This is a genomic window from Geodermatophilus sp. URMC 65 (genome assembly GCF_053502545.1).
This window is the reverse complement of sequence record NZ_CP199954.1, coordinates 1259516-1275841: the sequence shown is the minus strand read 5'-3', so window position 1 is coordinate 1275841 and position 16326 is coordinate 1259516. Positions and strand designations below refer to the sequence as shown.

The window sequence follows — 16326 nt, the reverse complement described above, 5'->3', positions numbered from 1 at the left end:
GGCGCTGACCCGCTGCCTCAGGTCCGCCGGAGCGCCGCGACCTGCTCGGGCGTCAGCGGCCGCGTCCGCCGCCCGTGCAGCAGCAGGTGGATGCGGGCGGTCCCCTCGAGTTCCTCGACGGCATCGGCGGCCGACGCGAGGTCGGCGGCGGAGACGACCGGCCCGTGGTTGGCCAGCAGCATGGCGTGCGACGCGCGGGCCGTCCGTTCCGCCAGCTCCTCGAGCGAGCGGTCGCCCGGAGCGTGGTACGGCAACAGCGGCAGCCGTCCCACCCGCATGACGTAGTAGGCCGTCAGGGCCGGCAGCACGTCGTGGGGGTCCACGTCGGCCAGGCAGGACACGGCGGACGCGTGGGTGCTGTGCGTGTGCACCACCGCGGAGTCCTGCGGCCGGGCCCGGTAGACGGCTGCGTGCAGGAACGCCTCCTTGGAGGGCCGCGGCCCGTCGAGGTGGCGACCCTGCAGGTCGACGAGGCTGAGGTGGTCGGTCGACAGCTGCCCGAGGCTCGACCCGGTCGGGGTCACCAGGAACCCGCCGGGAACGCGGACGCTCAGGTTGCCCGTGCGCCCGGCCGTGAGTCCGCGGGCGAACAGCGACGCGCCCAGCGCGACCACCTGCTCGCGCAGCTCCGTGTGGTCCGTCACGTCCCCCCGCCGTCCGCTCAGGCCCGCGGGGACTGCGTACCGAGCAGCAGGGCCAACTCCTGCACCAGTTCGCGCACCCGTCCGAGCTCCTCGCCCCCGCCCGGCCCGAGCGGACGGGGCCCGACGTGCGCGTCCACGTCGAAGACGGTGTCCGGCTGGTGCCAGGCGGTGAACCACTCGAGCCCGCGCCCGTACTGGTCCCGGGTCACCCCCTGCAGCAGCAGGACCGGCACGCCAACGCGGAGGTCCAAATGGGCCGCCACGGCCTCGTCCGCGGGCACCGCCTGCAACTGCCGCGGGCCGCCCTGCGGCTCGACGCCCCGCGCTCGCATCCAGTCGTGCAGGGAGCCGCCGTCGAGGTCCTCGGCCGACAGGTGCGGAAAGAGCTCCCTCGGCAGCCACGTGCGCATGAACACCAGCGGCTCCTCCTCGACCCGCCGGATCCGCTCGAGGCGCCAGGTGTCGGTCACCCCGAGCGCGGCGGCGGCAGCGGACGGCGGCTCGTCGACCGCCAGCTCGACGATGTCCGTGCGCAGGTGGCGGCCACTGGCCTCCACCTGCTGGCGGAGGCCGCCGGCCTGGTCCGCGCGCCGCCGGTGCTCGGGGCGTGGCGCCACGACGCTGCCGCGGCCGCGTTGACGGACGATCAGTCCGAGGTCGGCGAGGTCGCCCAGCGCCTGCCGGACCACACTCCGCGAGACGCCGTAGCGCGCCTGCAGCGCCTCCTCGGTCGGCAGCGGTGCTCCGGGCGGCAGGGAGTGGCTGTCGATCTGCTGCCGGAGCGCATCGCGGATCTGCGCGTACAGGGGCACACCGGCGGCGCGGCCGAGCTCCAGCGGCGGCGGAACGTCGTCCGTGGCCTCGGACGCCATGGACCCCTCGACGGACATCCCGCCCTCCTCCCGTTGAGCGCCGCGGCGACGCACCGGCCGCCGTCCCTCCCAGCATCGTGCCCTGTCCGACACAGGGGGTTGACGACGTGGCGCCCGTCACCTTACCTTCGTACGAACAAATTGTACGGACAGATTGTCCGGTTGATGGAGGTCACCGTGAGCGATGTCCTGAGGACGAGCCCGTCCAAGTTCCCCATGTTCGAGGCGATGCGCCGGGTCCCGGGCGGCCTGATGCTCATCCCGCTGACGCTCGGCGTTCTCATGAACACTTTCGCGCCGGACGCACTCGGGATCGGAAGCTTCACCACCGCCCTGTTCAAGGAGGGCGCCCTCGCCCTCATCGCCTTGCTGGTCCTGGCCACCGGGGCGTCCATCACCGGCACGCACAACGGCAAGGGCGCCGCCGGGACGACGCTGGTCGTCCTCCTCGCCAAGACCCTCATCCCCATCACGCTGTGCGTGGTCCTCGGACTCACGGTCGGCGTCGACGGGATCCTCGGCGTCTCGATCCTCGGGCTGATCGCCATCTTCGGGAACAGCAACGGCGCCATGTGGCTCGCCTTCGCCGGCGAGTACGGGGACGAACGGGACCGCGGCGCCTACGTCGCCAGCGCCTTCGACGACGGCCCCTTCCTCGCGCTGGTGTTCCTGGGCGCCTCGGGCCTGGCCGACATCCCCCTCCTGGCGCTGGTCGCCGCGCTGGTGCCCTTCCTCATCGGCCTGTTCATCGGCGCGGTGGACCGCGAGTGGACCAAGGTCCTGGACGCCGTGCCGAACGTCGTCATCCCGTTCATGTCCTTCGCGGTGGGCACCGGCATCGACCTGCGGACCGTCCTCACCGGGGGTGCCGCCGGTGCCGTCCTGGGTGTCGGCGTCGTCGTCCTCACCGGCGGGCTCACCTACCTCGGCTACCGGTTCCTGCTCCGCCGGGGCCGCGAGAGCGGCATCGGCTTCGCGGCCGGCACCACGGCCGGCAACGCGGTGGCCGTTCCTGCCGCCGTCGCCGCCGCGGACCCCAACTTCGCGCCCTTCGTCGCCTCCGCGTCCGCCCAGGCCGCCACGGCCGTCCTCGTCACGGCCCTGCTGGCTCCCACCGTCGCGGCCTGGATCATGAAGCGGGCGGGAGCTCTCGAGCCCGTGCCCCTGCCCGTGGTCCCGCCGAAACCCCACCACGCGTGACCGCGCCATCCCGCCCGCACCGACCCGAGGACCCCGACATGCGTGACCCCCGCCGTATCCGCTGCACCTACTACATCGAGGCCGTCGACGTCGCACGGGCCGCGGCCGCTCTCGCCGGCGAGCAGTCCAGCGGGACCTTCATCGCCGTCCCCGGAGAGTCCGACCGGATCCGCGAGCGCCATGCGGCCGAGGTCGTGGAGATCCGCGAGCTCGGCGAGTGCGCGCCCTCCCTGCCGTCGAGGCGCCGGCCGGAGCGGGTGACCGCGGCCGAGGTCGTCGTCGAGTTCCCGATGGTGAACATCGGTACCGACATCGCGACCCTGCTCACCGCGGTCGCCGGCAACCTCTTCGAGCTCGTCGAGCTGTACGCCTGCCGGCTGCAGTCGATCGAGCTGCCCGACGAGTTCGTCGCGGCCCACCCCGGCCCCGCCTTCGGCGTGGCGGGCACCCGCAAGCTCATGGGCGTGCCGGACGGCGTGCTGATCGGCACGATCGTCAAGCCGAACGTCGGCCTGGTGGAGGACGAGTTCCGCGGCGTGGTGCGCGAACTGGCCCGCGCCTCGATCGACCTCATCAAGGACGACGAGCTGATGACCGATCCGGCGTACCTCCCCCTGGAGACCCGCGTCCGTGTCGCGCTGGAGGAGATCGCCGACGCCGAGCAGGTCACCGGGCACCGGACGATGTACGCCTTCAACATCACCGGGGACCTCGCCGGCCTCCAGCGCCGTCATGACCTGGTGGTCGAGGCGGGCGGGAACTGCGTGATGCTCAACGTCCCGGTCATGGGCCTGCCGGCGCTCGCGTGGCTGCGCGGATTCGCCCAGGTGCCCATCCACGGCCACCGGGCCGGACTGGCCGCCTCGATGCGCTCCCCCGCCCTGGGGGTGGACTTCACGGTCTGGCAGCAGCTGGCCCGCCTGGCCGGCGCCGACCACGTCCACGCCAGCGGGCTGGGCAGCAAGTTCTACGAGCGGGACGAGCAGGTCGCGGCGAACATCCGCAGCCTGCAGGCGTCGCTGGGAACCACGATCGCCCCGCTCCCGACGCTGTCGTCCGGGCAGAACGTGCACACGCCGGGTCCGACGTTCGCGGCGGTGGGGTCGACCGACCTGCTCATGCTGGCCGGCGGTGGGATCGCCGCCCACCCGGACGGGCCGGCCGCCGGTGTCCGCAGCCTGCGCCAGGCGTGGACCGCGGCGGTGAGTGGCGCCCCGTTGGCGGACGCGGCCGCGGCGCGCGCGGCTCGCGGCGACCACGCCCTCGCACACGCGCTGCAGACGTTCCCGGCAGGTGCCTGATGGCCGACATCGGGTTCCTCGCCGACGACCTGACGGGCGCCAGCGACGTCCTCGCGCAGGCACACGCCCACGGGCTCGACGCCATGCTGGTCCTCGACCCCGGACGGTCGATGCCGGACGACGCCGACGTCGTGGGCATCGCCGGACCGGCCCGCTCGCTGGCCGGCGACGCGCTCGACGAGGCGGTGCGGTCCGGCCTCGCCCCGCTGGCGTCCCTGGACCTGTCCGTGCTGCTCTACAAGGTCTGCTCCACGTTCGACTCCTCGCCCACCGTCGGCAGCATCGGGCGGGGAATCGAGCTCCTGCACGAGCGGTTCCCCGGACACGGACCGGTGCCCGTCGTCCCCGCGCAGCCCGGCTTCGGTCGCTACACCGCCTTCAGCCAGCACTTCGGCGCCTACGCAGGCGAGGTATACCGGCTGGACCGGCACCCCGTGATGGCCCGCCACCCCTCCACGCCGATGCACGAGGCCGACCTGCGGCTGGTCCTGGCCGAACAGCTCGCGAGCCGGCGCCCCGTCCCGGGCCTGCAGCTGCCGGCCCACGCCGACGGCACCTTCGACGACCGGTGGGCGCAACTGCGCGGGGCGGCCGACGCCGAGGCCTTCGTCGTGGACGCCGTCGACGAGGCGCAGATGGACACCGCCGCCAAGGCCCTGCTCCGGGACGCTCGTCGCGCCGGACCGGCGCTCGTCGTCGGTTCCGGGGGCATCATGGCCGCGCTGGCCCGCCTCCGTGGCGGCGCACCCCGGAGGCCGCCGGCTCCCACCGCCTCCCGTGGCCCGACGCTCGTCGTGTCGGCGTCCGCGTCCACCACGACCGCCGGCCAGATCGCCGACGCCGTCCGGCACGGCTGGGTCGACGTCCCGATCCCGGCCGGCGACTTCGCCGGCGACGTCACCGGGAAGCCGTGGTCGGCCGCCGTCGAGGCGGCACTCCGGGCCGGCCGGGACGTCGTCGCCCACACCACCCGGGGTCCCGACGACCCCCGGCTGAGCGCCGGCTCCGTCACCGCCGCAGAGGTGGGCGGGACCATCGGCCGGCTCGCCGGCGACCTGGCCCGCCGGGGACTGACCCGCGACGTCGTCGTCTGCGGCGGCGACACCTCCAGCCACGCCTTGCTGGCCATGGGGGTCGACGAGCTGCGGGTCAGCGAGCAGTTCGTCACCGCCGGACCCATCTGCACCACCGATGACGCGGCGGCCGTCGCCGGCTGCCGCGTGCTGCTCAAGGGCGGTCAGGTCGGCCCCCCCGACCTGTTCCGCCGCTTCGCCGGCCTCATCTGAGCCGCGCGGGACACCCCACCGATCGATCAGGAGGACACCATGAAGGCCGTCGTCAAGCACGCAGCCGAGCGCGGCATCCAGGTCCGCGAGGACTGGGCCGAGCCCGTCGCCGGCCCGGGGCAGGTGCTGCTCGAGGTGGCCGCCGCCTCGCTGTGCGGCACCGACCGCGAGCTCTACGAGTGGACGCCCTCGGCGCAGGCGTTCAACCTCACCCCGCCGGTGGTCCTCGGCCACGAGGGCTCCGGCACGGTGCTCGCCGTGGGCGCGGGCGTCGAGAACGTCACCCCCGGCGACCGGGTCGCGCTGGAGAGCCACCTCATCTGTGGCCGGTGCTACCCGTGCCGGACCGGCAGCGCGCACACCTGCGAGCGGACCGGCATCCTCGGCATGCACATCGACGGCGTCTTCGCCGAACGCGTCGCCGTCCCCGCGGGCATCTGCGTGCCGCTTCCCGAATCGGTGTCGCTCGAGACCGGCGCCCTGCTGGAGTCGGCCGGGGTGGCCATGCACGCCGTCCAGCGGTCCGGCTACGCCGTGACCGGGCAGTACGTCCTGGTCAACGGCTGCGGGCCCGTGGGTCTGGTCATCGCACAGATCGCCCACGCCCTGGGAGCCGCGGCCGTCGTCGCCGTGGAACCCAACCCGTTCCGCCGGAAGCAGGCGGAGTCGATCGGCGCCCGGGTGCTCGACCCGTCGGACGACGTCGTCGGCGTGTGCCGCGACCTGGCCGGCCCGCGCGGCGGCTTCGACGTCGCGTTCGAGGTCTCCGGCGTGCGCGGGGTGCTGCCACCGCTGCTGGAGGCGCTGCGGCGGGAGGCCACGCTCGTGACGGTCGGACACCCGAGCGAGCCGGCCGCGATCGACATCGCGGCGTTCGTGAACAAGAAGGGCATCACCCTCCGCGGCATCTTCGGCCGCCGGCTGTGGGACACCTGGGAGCAGTTGCTGGTCCTGCTGCAGTCGGGTCGCATCGACCTCGACTGGCTGATCACCCACCGCCTGCCCCTCGACGAGGCAGAGGCCGCGGTCGAGCTGCTCACCGGTGATGCCGGGAAGGTGCTGCTCGTCCCGGGCGCGGACCGACGGTGATCCGGCGGGGTCGGGCCGGCACCCCGCCGGCCCGACCCCGTTGCGCTGACGGACCGGCTCGTGGTGGTCGCAGTTCTGGGTTGCAGTTGCAGGGAGTCCACGGCTGTTCACCGCCGTCCGCTGCCGTCTCGGACCCCTGCAGATCTGCTGCTGGGGGCGTCGTTGCGAGCGTCGGCGGACGTCTGCGAACGCGATCATGACAGCCTGACAGTGTGGCTACCAAAGTGCGTAGGACGGGGCTTGCTCGAGGGTCAACAAGTGCGGCACGGTTTGGTGAGAGCATCCGCTGGCTCACGCACCCTCAACCTGCCGAAGATGTCCAGTCCTCCTCCAGTGCCTTGGACAGCCGCCACTGATGCTGACTGCGTGAGGGCCTGCAGCGCTAGCCTGTGATCATGTCGTCGGCCGAGAAGCACCTCGAGGCGCTGGACCTCGTCGTCGGGGCTGACGGCTCGGGTGTGATCGACGCAGCGCAACTGGCTCGCTGGGGAGTCGAGCCGGGGGCGCACCTGCGCGTCGTGCCCGTGACAACCGCGGCACCGACGGCGCGCCGACGCTCCCTCCGCGGCGCTCTCGCGAACACTTCGGGATCAGCGCCGAGCTGGGAGGACTTCGAGGCAGCTAGCTCCGCCGCCGCCCAGGAATCGGCTGCGTGCTACAGCAACGGTGGCGCGTGGGACCTGCTGCCCCGGTGAGGGTCGTCGCCGACACTCACGCGCTGATCTGGTACCTGCTCGACGACCCGAACCGGCGACTCCCGTCCGCGGCGCTCGACGCCCTCGAGGAGTCAGCGACGACCGACGGCGTCGTCGTGTCCATCGCCTCGGTGGTCGATCTCCGGTACGTCATCCGCACGCGCCAGACGTTCACCGACGACCAGCTGGGCGAGCTCGTCGGACTCCTTCACGACCCCAGCTCTTCACTGGAGGTACGCGCTCGAGGTGCCTGCCCGGGGTCCGGTCGGGGGTCATGACGTACTCAATAGGGGCCCTCCGACCGCGATCGTCGTCATCGCAGAGCCGCCAGGCCCGCTGGCAGCCGGCCTGCCAGTAGGCAGTGGCCGTCTTGTCGGGGTGGCCCACGAGCCAGCCGGCGGCGAGGCGCAGGAACGGGTCATCGTCGGAATGAGCCCGGAAGGTGATTGGGCGGAGGGACGAACCGCTGGCGCCAGGGCCGCGATCGCAGCGGTCGTCGGCACGAGGGTCACGGCCAGCTGTGGGGTGTGACACCGAAGGTTGTCAGGCGGCCTACGCCGGGGATGAAGCGGCCGGTCACCGCGGCGTAGCTTGCGTAGCTGCCGCCGTGGGTGGTGAGCAGGTAGGGCTCTTCAATGAGACGCACCTGCATCTCGACAGCGGCCACCAGGCACACAAGGGCTGCCGCCGACAACCACGTCAGCACCATCAAGGTCAGGCCCAGCTGGGCAACCACCATCGCCGTGAAGATCGGGTTGCGCACCAGCGCGAAGAGGCCAGCGGTCACGAGCTCCGTGTGCTCGGTCTCCTCGACCCCGATCCGCCAGGACGAGCCCATGCCGGTCTGAGCGGCGAGGACGCCGACGAAGCCGACGAGGGCGAGCACCAGGCCGACAACCCCGGTGGCGTCGACCACCGATCCGCTCGGGCGCGGTACGACGTCGACGACGGCGAGAACCAGCGCAGCAAGGCCGATCACCAGCCCAGCGACGAAGGAGACACCGGCCCACCACCGCAGCGATCCGGGCTCACCGGAGATGCCGTGGAAGCCCGACGAGCCGGTGCGACGAACCTGCAGCCAGGTCCGCAGGCCGAAGATGACCGCCAATCCCACGAGGTAGATCAGCAGCGCAGTGATGGCCACTCAGGCCTCCCGGGTGGAGCTGCAGCAGGCACAGCCAGGGGAGCAGGCGCAGTCGTCGTGGGCGCCGTCGGCATGAGCGAAGAGCGCCTCAGCCGGCGAGCAGCAGCTGTCACCGCGCCAGGCCTCGCGTCCCTCCTTGAGTGCGACGCCGGCGATGACGAGGGCGGCAATCGGGTCGGCCCAGGACCAGCCGAAGAGGCTGTTGAGCGCCAGACCGACGAGCAGCACGCCGGAGAGGTAGGTGCACAGCAGCGTCTGCTTGGAGTCGGCGACGGCCGAAGCCGAGCCCAGCTCGCGGCCCGCTCGGCGCTGGGCGTAGGAGAGGAAGGGCATGACCGCCAAGCTCACCGCGGCGAGCACCAGGCCCACCGTCGAGTGTTCGGCTTCGCCGGAGCCGAGAAGGGACCGCAGCGCGTCGAAGCTGACGAAGGCAGCCAGGGCGAAGAACGAGACGGCGATGACCTTGAGGGCGACCTTCTCGCGCGCCTCGGGGTCGCTGCCGGCGAACTGCCACGCGACGGCCAGTGCCGAGGACACCTCGATCACCGAGTCGAGCCCGAAACCGATGAGGGCCGACGACGAGGCAGCGGTGCCGGCGGTGAGGGCGACGACGGCTTCGATCAGGTTGTAGGTGATCGTCGCTGCGACCAGGAAGCGGATGCGCCGCGCGAGAACCGCGCGGCGGTCGGCGTTCAGCGCCGCAATCGTCACGACTCGGCCCCCGCGCGAGCTGCAGCGCCGTAGGTGGGGCAGAGGTCAACGGCGTCGCCGGTGAGAGCCAGCAGCCGCTCGGCGGCAGCGAGCAGCTCGAGCAGCTCGTCGCGAGTGGTCAGCGAGAACATCGACGCGCGCCCCTGTGGCCGGGACTCGACGAGACCGCAGTCGCGCAGACAGGCGAGGTGCTTGGAGACCGTCGACTGCGCGAGGCCCAGGTGCTTGGTCAGCTCGACGACCCGGTGCTCGCCGAGGGACAGGTGGCGCAGGATCGCCAAGCGCGTCGGGTCCGACAGGCTGTGGAACAGAGACGCCGCTGGCGAGAGTCCGGAGGTCTCTAGCAGGGGAGCCTCGACGCTGGCCTCGTGGTCAGGCGCTCTCATCGACATTCGGCGATGTTATCGCCTAGCTCCTGATTTCCGCCAAGATGAGTGCATGCGTGGCTGTTGCGTCGCCCGGTGCCCGTCAGGCAGGTGCGCCACCGGCGCGTAGCTGGCAGCGCCGGTCGTCGTTGTCCTCCAGTCCCCACCAGTCGACGATGCGGCCGCCGCGAACGGTGAACCAGTACACCTCCCGCACGTCGCGGAATGCCCGACCGGTGCCGGGCCGGCCCATCCACGGCCCGGTGTGGGTGCCCGAGCAGCGGAAGTGGCCGACCACGGTGTCGCCCTCGCCGACCAGGGCCACAATCTCCATCCGCACGTCCGGGAAGGCCGCTCGGAAGGGGGTCACCCACTCGCGCGCCGCGGTCGCGATCTCCGACGCGTACAGCTCCTCGACCGCGGCGAGGTTCCCGCTGTTGATGACTTCGGTGACCGCGCGGGCCACCAGCCGCTTGTTGTCCTCGACGCTCACGGCTCCAGACGTCCATTTTGCGCGGCCATCCACAGCGCGCAGCGCCGGCAGACGTAGACCCCCGGCGTGCCGCCCAGCTCGTGCACCGCGGTACGCCGCAGATCCCGGCCGCAGCAGCCGCAGCTCACCGACTCTTGAGTCGGGATCATCCGGCGGCGCCCGAGCAGCCTCACCGCAGGACCGCTACCAACTGCTCGACCGTCGGGGCGCCAGTCAACCCGGCCCCGGTGCGGTAGACCCGGCAGGACAGCCCGACGGGAGCCTCTCGATCGGGGAAGGGGTCGCGACCGTCTATCAGGATCGTCGGCGAGCCGCGGAACTCAACGGACTCCGCCTCCCGCGGCGTCAAGACCTTCCCGTAGGTCACCTCGACGTCCGACGTCCCGGTCCCATCGAGCGCCGCGCGCAGGCACCCGTCGAAGTAGAGCAGCGTGACCTTCACGAGCCCATCGTGGCGCAGTCCTCGCGCATCGCGGAGGCAGACCGATCCCGGTCCGCCTGATGTGAGACAAGTCCTCGCCCAGACGCTTGTCCAAGATGAACCCTGCCTACGACCGCACATCGCCAACGTCGACCAATCAAGCAATCGACGAGCGCCAAGCACTCGGCCATTTCCTAGGCTGGCAGGGCCCTCCAACTCTTCACTGAAGAAGGGCACGCATGCTACCAATAGAGGTAGTCCGGGCCCCGTTTCGCCGGGCCTATCGCCGTTTCTGGGGATGGCGCGTTGGTCATTGTTGGGTGGCGCTGAGTATGCGTGGCGGAGTCAAGTTCTTCGCTGGCGCGCCGGCCGCTGCCCGACACTACGTGGAAGCGGACCGGGGTCGGGCGGATGACTACTACCTGACCGAGGGGACCGGGATCGCCCGCCGCTACAACGCCGGGGCCGGGAGCGTGGAGGAGTCGGCGCCGCTGACGGGGAAGTCCTACGAGGCGTGGGTGGCCGGCCTCGACCCGGACACGGGGGAGCCGCGGGGTTGGCTGCGCACCGACGAGCATGCGGTGCGGTTCGTCGAGGTGGTGATCAACGGCCCCAAGTCCTGGTCGCTGGCGGCCGCGCTGCACCCGGACATCGCCGCGGCCTACGACGCCGCGCAGGACTGCGCCGCCGAGCAGGTCATCGGCTGGCTGTCCCAGCACGCCACCACCAGGGTGGGCCCGCGGGGTGGACAGGTCCAAGCGCCGGTCGAGCGGTTGGAGGCGGTGACGGTGCGGCACTACACCTCCCGCGCCGGGGATCCGCACCGACATCTGCACCTGCAGGTCAACGCCCGCGTGTTCGCCGCCGGGAAGTGGCGTGGGTTGCACACCGTCGGGGTCCGCGATTCACTCGCGGCGATCAACGGGATCGGGCATGCTGCCGTCGCTTGCGACCCGCAATTCCGGGCCACGCTCGCCGCTCACGGATATGCGTTGGACGCCGCTGGCGAGATTCGGCAGCTCGCGGAGTTCGTGGGGGCGTTCTGTGCCCGGTCGGCGCAGATCGCCCGCAATCTGGACCGCTACGAATCCGAATGGACCGCCGCGCACCCCGGTGCACGACCCGGGCCGGCGCTGCGGCGAGCCTGGGACGCTCGGGCGTGGGCCGACGGCCGACCGGACAAGGTCGTTCCGCAGCCTGGCGAGGACATCACCACCCAGTGGCTCGCCGAGCTGGCCGCCCTCGGCTACCGCGACCGTGACAGAGCCGTCGACCTGATCCCGACCCCGATCGGCGGTCTGGACCGGGACGCGGCGGTGGAGCGGGTGTTGACCCGGCTGGCCGCCGGCCGCTCGGCCTGGAACGCGGCTGACGTCCGCGGTGAAGTGGAGCAGCTGATCGCCGCCGACGGCATCATCGCCGACCCGGCCATGCGCACCGAGCTGGCCGAGGACCTCACCGCCCGCGCTCTCGAGCGGTGCCTGTCGCTGTTGAACCGCGACGGCATGCCCGAGCACCTCCGCACCTGGACCTCGCGGTCGGTGCTCGACGTCGAGGCCGACCTGACCGCCCGGTTGGCCGCCCGCACCGCCGTAGCCGGCGGACCCGACACCGACCGCACACTTCCGGAGGACCCGGCACCTCATGCGGTGTGCGCGGTCGACACCGAACGGTTGGACGCAGGTCAGCGTGCGGCGGCGGCCGCGCTGGCCGGTGACCGTCCGCTGGTGGTCGTCGAGGGGGCGGCGGGGCCGGCAAGACCTCCACCCTCGCCATCACCCGACAGCTCCTCGGCCACCAGGAGCGGCGGATGGTGGTGGTCACCCCGACCCTGAAGGCGGCCAAGGTCGCGCAGGCGGAGGTGCGTGCCGCCGCCGGGTCGGCCGCCTGGCTGGCCTTCCAACACGGCTGGCGCTGGACCGACGAGGGCGCCTGGACCCGGCTCGCCGTCGGCCAGACCGACCCGGTCCGCGGAAACGCCTACACCGGTCCGGACGACGCCGCAGCCCTGCGGCCGGGCGACCTGCTGGTCGTCGACGAGGCCGGGATGCTCGACCAGGACACCGCCCGCGCCCTGCTCACCGTGGCCGACGAGTGCCTGGCCCGGCTGGCGCTGCTCGGCGACCGGCACCAGCTGGCTGCGGTCGGCCGCGGTGGCGTCCTCGACCTCGCCGTCCGCCACCTCGACCCGACCGGCCATCTGACGCTCGACGGGGTGCACCGATTCACCCGCACCGACGACGACGGGGCCCTCGTCCCTGACACCGCCTACGCCGACCTGACCCTGGCCATGCGCACCGGTGACGACCCCGGCGCGGTGTTCGACGCGCTGGCCGCCCGCGACCAGATCCGCCTGCATCCTGATGAGGCGGCGCTGTCCGAGGCGCTGGCGGGCCTCGCCGCCGAGCACCACGCCAACGCCGAGCGGGTGGTGGTCGTGGTGGACACCCGCCAGCAGGCCACCGAGCTGGGCGCCGCCATCCGGGACCGGCTGGTCGCCGACGGCCGCGTCGACGACCGTGCCGCGGTCACCACCGGAGCGGGGCAGCGGATCGGCGCCGGCGACCGGATCGCCACCCGCCGCAACGACCGCGACCTGCGCGTCGCCAACCGCGACACCTGGACCGTCACCGCCGTCGGCCCGCACGGCGAGCTCGCTGTCACCCCGGCCGACGCCAACCCGAGCCGTGTCACCCCGAGCGGTCCTGCTCCCGGCGGTGTCCCCCCCGGCGCCTTGGGGGAGCGGGTGCTGCCGGCGGACTACGTCACCTCGCACGTGGAGCTGGCCTATGCCAGCACCGCACACGGCGTGCAGGGCGACACCGTTCCGGCCGCGCACGTGGTGATCGGGCAGCACACGGGCGCGGGGTCGGCCTATGTCGGGATGACCCGCGGCCGCACTGCGAACACCGCCCACCTCGTCGCCAGAGATCTCGACGACGCGCGGGAGCAGTGGGTCGCGGTCTTCGCCCGCGACCGGGCCGACCTCGGCCCCGGCCACGCCGCCGAGCTGGCCGCCGCCGAGGCCGCCCGCTACGTCCGGCCCCGTCCGCTGGATCAGGTACTGGTCGAGCTGCGCCAGGCGTGGACGGTCGAACAGCGCTGTCTCGATCGCCTCACGCTCACCGAGCCGCGCCGTGACGCGCTGCGCGAGCTGATCGCCCTCGATCTCGGCCCGGCCGCCCAGATCCTGGCCCGTGAGGCCGCCTGCCAGCGGGCGGCCAACGACGCCGACGACGCCACGGGGCGGGCCGAGGCCAGCGGTGCGGTCGTCGCCGCCGAAGCCGACCACCTGCGTGACGTGCTGCTCGCGGGATGGGCCGCGCAGCGCGGCGCGGCACACACCGCCGCCCAGACCCTCCAGCAGGGACCGGGCCGACTCGGGCTGCGGCGCGCCGCCGTCGCCCGGGCCCGGGATCAGCTCACCGCCTGGGCCGACGGCTGGCGACCCCACCTGCCGACCCTGCCCACCGACCCCGACCGGATCGCTCAGGTCGCCGGCCGGTTCGACGATCCGCCGGCGCTGTGGGCGGCGCTCGACGCCTCGGCCCGTCGTCAGGCCGAGCGGGCGCATCCCGAGCGCAGGGAGCTGTGCGCGGTCGCCGACGCCGCCCAGCGCGCGCACGAGCACGCCTGGCACGCCCTGGCTGAGGCGCGCCGCGGACGGGACCAGCGACTCACCCGCTTCGGGTCGATCGCCCGGTTGCCCGATCCCGCCAGCGGGCTCGCCGAGCTGGAGCGGGACGTGGCCGCAGACCGTCAGGAGCTCACCGACGTCCGAGCGCAGATCACCCGGCTCGTGGCCGAGCCCTCGCTGCTGGCCCAGCCGCGGGATCGGCTCGACCGCGAACGCGAGGCCTGGCGCGCCAGCCGCGAGACCGAGCAGGCCGCCCGCCGAGCAGGCACGACGTCGCCGACCGGCCGGACGCCGGCCGTCCGAGTGCCCCCGCCACCGCCTCCGTCCCTCGGGCTCCGCCCTCCACCCGGCCGGGGAATCCCCCGGTGAACGCGGCCTGTCGGCTCTCCGACACCGGGCCGTGGACTTGCGGTGCTGAGCGCCCTCGGCCTCACCGGAGCAGGACTGCAGAACTACTGGAGGAGGGACTGCAGGGCGACCGGAGGATCTGGCGGTAGGTGTCAGCAAACGGCCCGAGATGACGCCTTCTGCAGGTGCACGGCCAACCACACCCGACCAGCCCCGGAGACAGCCATGCCCGACCGCACCGCCGACCACCAGCCCGAGCTGCTCACCATCACCGAGGCCGCCGAGGTGCTGCGCGCCCCCGTGGCCACCCTGCGCTACTGGCGGCACCTGGGCACCGGCCCCCGCAGCTTCCGCCTCGGCCGGCGCGTCCTCTACCGGCGCGACGACCTCCACGCCTGGATCGACGCACGGCGCGAGGCCGCCGTGCCGACCGACGCGTGAGTCAACCGGTAGGGGTTCCGGCCGAGGTCTCGAGCCCCGTCGCGGCCGATCGGCGAGCGTGACCGTGGACCAGTCCGGGCACCTGTTCGCCGACCAGCGGGGACGAGGTCGCCGACGCGATGGCCGCGGCCCGCGCGGAGGGCGTAGGGGCCTGTCCTGCGGATCATGTACGCCATCGCCCTCGGCCCTGAAGGTGGCTGATCCGAAAATCTCCCGGGATGTGGATCAGGCTGCGGGGTTGAGGGTGACCGAGTAGCCGAGGGCCTGCAGTTCGCGGATGTGATGACGGGCCTTGCGCTCGGGGTTGTTGCGCGCGGCGTAGTAGTCCGGACCAAGGTCGGTGAACTGGGCCTGCTCGTCGGAGAGCAGCGCCCAGATGATGACCAGGATCGAGCGGCCGATCGCGACGATGGCCCGCTTCTTGCCGCGACGTCGGGCGATCCGCCGATAGCGCTCGCCGAGGAAGGTGTCGGTGCGGGCGGCGCTGACGGCGGCCTCGCCGAGCACCCGGGCCAGGTAGCGGTTGCCCTTGCCGCTGCCTGCTTTGCCCGTGGGGCGGCCGGCGGATTCGTTGACTCCTGGCGCGAATCGAGCCCACGAGGCCAGGTGCGCCGGGGTCGGGAAGCGGGTCATGTCCGTACCGATCTCGGCCAGGATCATCTGCGCGGCGACCGGCCCCACGCCGGGAATCGCATCCAGCTTGGCGACCGCGGATGCCAACTCGCCGACCTGGGCCTCGATGCGGGCCTGCACCGTGGCGATGTCGGCGGTGACCGCATCGACCCGGTGCAGCATCTGGGCCAGCAGGAAGGCGTGGTGGTCGGTGAACCGCCCGGTCAGCGCCTCGGTCAGGCGAGCGGTCTTGGACCGCAGGCTGCCGCGGGCCAGGTTCGCCAGCACCACCGGATCCCGCTCGCCGGCGATGAGCGCGGCCATGATCGCCCGCCCGGAGGCCCCGAACGGATCGCTCACCACGGCCGTCAGCTTGATCAGCGCGTCCTCGAGCAGCTTGTCCACCCGCTGCTTCTCCGCGGTGCGCACGGCCAGCAGATCGACCCGGTAGCGGGTCAGATCGCGCAGGGCCCGGATCTGCGGCGGCGGCACGAAGCTCGGCCGCAGCATCTGCCGCTCGGCGACCTTGCACAGCCAGACCGCATCCAGCCGGTCGGTCTTCGGCCGGCCCGGCAGGTGCTTGACGTCGTGCGCGTTGACCAGCCAGGTCTCGAAGCGGTCCTCCAGCAGGTAGAACGGCGCCCGCCAGTAGTCGCTGGTCGCCTCCATCACCACTCGGCTCACCCCGAGCTCGGCCAGCCAGTCGCCCAGCCCCAGCAGTGCGGCGGTCATCGTGGAGACGGTGCGGACCTCCTGCATCCGCTGCCGGCCCGGGCCGGGCACCCGGGCGCAGCACACCACCTCGGCCTTGGCCACGTCGAGAGCGGCGACCCGCTCGATGATCTCGGGCTCGTCGGTGTCGACCCGCATCGCCCTCGCCCCCTTGACCCTGATCCGGAGGCGGCCACCCGTGGGAGCTGCAGGGAAGGGCGAATCTGATCCTCGTGCTCGAAGCACACGCAACGGCCCACAGCGCAGCTCCCGGCGCCCGACTTCAGACCGGCCTCGAACGACCAAGCCACCACGACGTCGACGGGCGGCCGCGCACCATTTTCAGCCCGGAACGG

The 16326-nt window shown here is 72.7% G+C and carries 15 protein-coding genes and 1 pseudogene; 8 read left to right on the top strand and 8 right to left on the bottom strand.

The annotated features are described in order from the left end of the window. Positions 1 to 17: 17 nt before the first annotated feature. Together otnC and ACWIX7_RS06040 are read right to left on the bottom strand one after the other, a co-directional pair. The gene (gene otnC, locus ACWIX7_RS06045) at positions 18 to 644 is read right to left on the bottom strand and encodes a 3-oxo-tetronate 4-phosphate decarboxylase (protein ID WP_448620647.1); all 627 of its coding nucleotides are present in this window, start codon (positions 642 to 644) and stop codon (positions 18 to 20) included. A gap of 17 nt (positions 645 to 661) precedes the next feature. Further along, positions 662 to 1534, bottom strand: a complete 873-nt coding sequence (locus tag ACWIX7_RS06040) for a GntR family transcriptional regulator (protein ID WP_448620646.1) — start codon at positions 1532 to 1534, stop codon at positions 662 to 664. A 159-nt stretch (positions 1535 to 1693) separates the two neighbouring features. Between ACWIX7_RS06040 and ACWIX7_RS06035 the strand changes: the two genes are divergently transcribed. From ACWIX7_RS06035 to ACWIX7_RS06010, 6 genes are all read left to right on the top strand, one after another. Next, entirely contained in the window at positions 1694 to 2716 is a 1023-nt protein-coding gene (locus tag ACWIX7_RS06035) for a 2-keto-3-deoxygluconate permease (protein WP_448620645.1), read from the top strand. A gap of 38 nt (positions 2717 to 2754) precedes the next feature. Beyond that, on the top strand, positions 2755 to 4017 hold the full coding sequence (locus ACWIX7_RS06030; RefSeq protein WP_448620644.1) for a RuBisCO large subunit C-terminal-like domain-containing protein: 1263 nt from the start codon (positions 2755 to 2757) through the stop codon (positions 4015 to 4017). Continuing rightward, the gene (locus ACWIX7_RS06025; protein ID WP_448620643.1) at positions 4017 to 5303 is read left to right on the top strand and encodes a four-carbon acid sugar kinase family protein; all 1287 of its coding nucleotides are present in this window, start codon (positions 4017 to 4019) and stop codon (positions 5301 to 5303) included. The genes ACWIX7_RS06030 and ACWIX7_RS06025 overlap by 1 nt, the downstream gene beginning before the upstream one ends. Positions 5304 to 5342: 39 nt before the next feature. After that, entirely contained in the window at positions 5343 to 6392 is a 1050-nt protein-coding gene (locus tag ACWIX7_RS06020) for an alcohol dehydrogenase catalytic domain-containing protein (RefSeq protein WP_448620642.1), read from the top strand. Between the two features lie 395 nt (positions 6393 to 6787). Beyond that, positions 6788 to 7087: a hypothetical protein gene (locus tag ACWIX7_RS06015; protein ID WP_448620641.1), complete on the top strand. Its 300-nt coding sequence runs from the start codon at positions 6788 to 6790 to the stop codon at positions 7085 to 7087. Further along, entirely contained in the window at positions 7084 to 7365 is a 282-nt protein-coding gene (locus ACWIX7_RS06010) for a hypothetical protein (protein ID WP_448620640.1), read from the top strand. The genes ACWIX7_RS06015 and ACWIX7_RS06010 overlap by 4 nt, the downstream gene beginning before the upstream one ends. A gap of 230 nt (positions 7366 to 7595) precedes the next feature. Here ACWIX7_RS06010 and ACWIX7_RS06005 read toward each other — a convergent pair whose 3' ends face one another. From ACWIX7_RS06005 to ACWIX7_RS05985, 5 genes are all read right to left on the bottom strand, one after another. Continuing rightward, on the bottom strand, positions 7596 to 8231 hold the full coding sequence (locus ACWIX7_RS06005; protein WP_448620639.1) for a methyltransferase family protein: 636 nt from the start codon (positions 8229 to 8231) through the stop codon (positions 7596 to 7598). After that, positions 8232 to 8942, bottom strand: coding sequence for a cation diffusion facilitator family transporter (locus tag ACWIX7_RS06000; protein ID WP_448620638.1), 711 nt, complete (start codon positions 8940 to 8942; stop codon positions 8232 to 8234). It abuts the gene before it with no gap. Continuing rightward, positions 8939 to 9328, bottom strand: coding sequence for an ArsR/SmtB family transcription factor (locus ACWIX7_RS05995; protein WP_448620637.1), 390 nt, complete (start codon positions 9326 to 9328; stop codon positions 8939 to 8941). The genes ACWIX7_RS06000 and ACWIX7_RS05995 overlap by 4 nt, the downstream gene beginning before the upstream one ends. An 82-nt stretch (positions 9329 to 9410) precedes the next feature. Then, complete coding sequence (locus ACWIX7_RS05990) at positions 9411 to 9800, bottom strand: ester cyclase (protein WP_448620636.1); 390 nt, start codon at positions 9798 to 9800, stop codon at positions 9411 to 9413. A gap of 169 nt (positions 9801 to 9969) precedes the next feature. Beyond that, the gene (locus ACWIX7_RS05985) at positions 9970 to 10242 is read right to left on the bottom strand and encodes a thioredoxin family protein (protein WP_448620635.1); all 273 of its coding nucleotides are present in this window, start codon (positions 10240 to 10242) and stop codon (positions 9970 to 9972) included. 311 nt (positions 10243 to 10553) lie between these two features. Here ACWIX7_RS05985 and mobF point away from each other — a divergent pair. Next, positions 10554 to 14227 (top strand): annotated as a pseudogene (gene mobF, locus ACWIX7_RS05980) (MobF family relaxase). A gap of 204 nt (positions 14228 to 14431) precedes the next feature. Continuing rightward, positions 14432 to 14647 (top strand): helix-turn-helix transcriptional regulator, encoded by a 216-nt coding sequence (locus tag ACWIX7_RS05975; RefSeq protein ID WP_448620634.1) that lies wholly within the window; start codon positions 14432 to 14434, stop codon positions 14645 to 14647. A gap of 225 nt (positions 14648 to 14872) precedes the next feature. Here the strand turns inward: ACWIX7_RS05975 and ACWIX7_RS05970 are convergent, their stop codons facing one another. After that, positions 14873 to 16129: an IS110 family transposase gene (locus ACWIX7_RS05970; RefSeq protein WP_448617358.1), complete on the bottom strand. Its 1257-nt coding sequence runs from the start codon at positions 16127 to 16129 to the stop codon at positions 14873 to 14875. Positions 16130 to 16326: the final 197 nt, after the last annotated feature.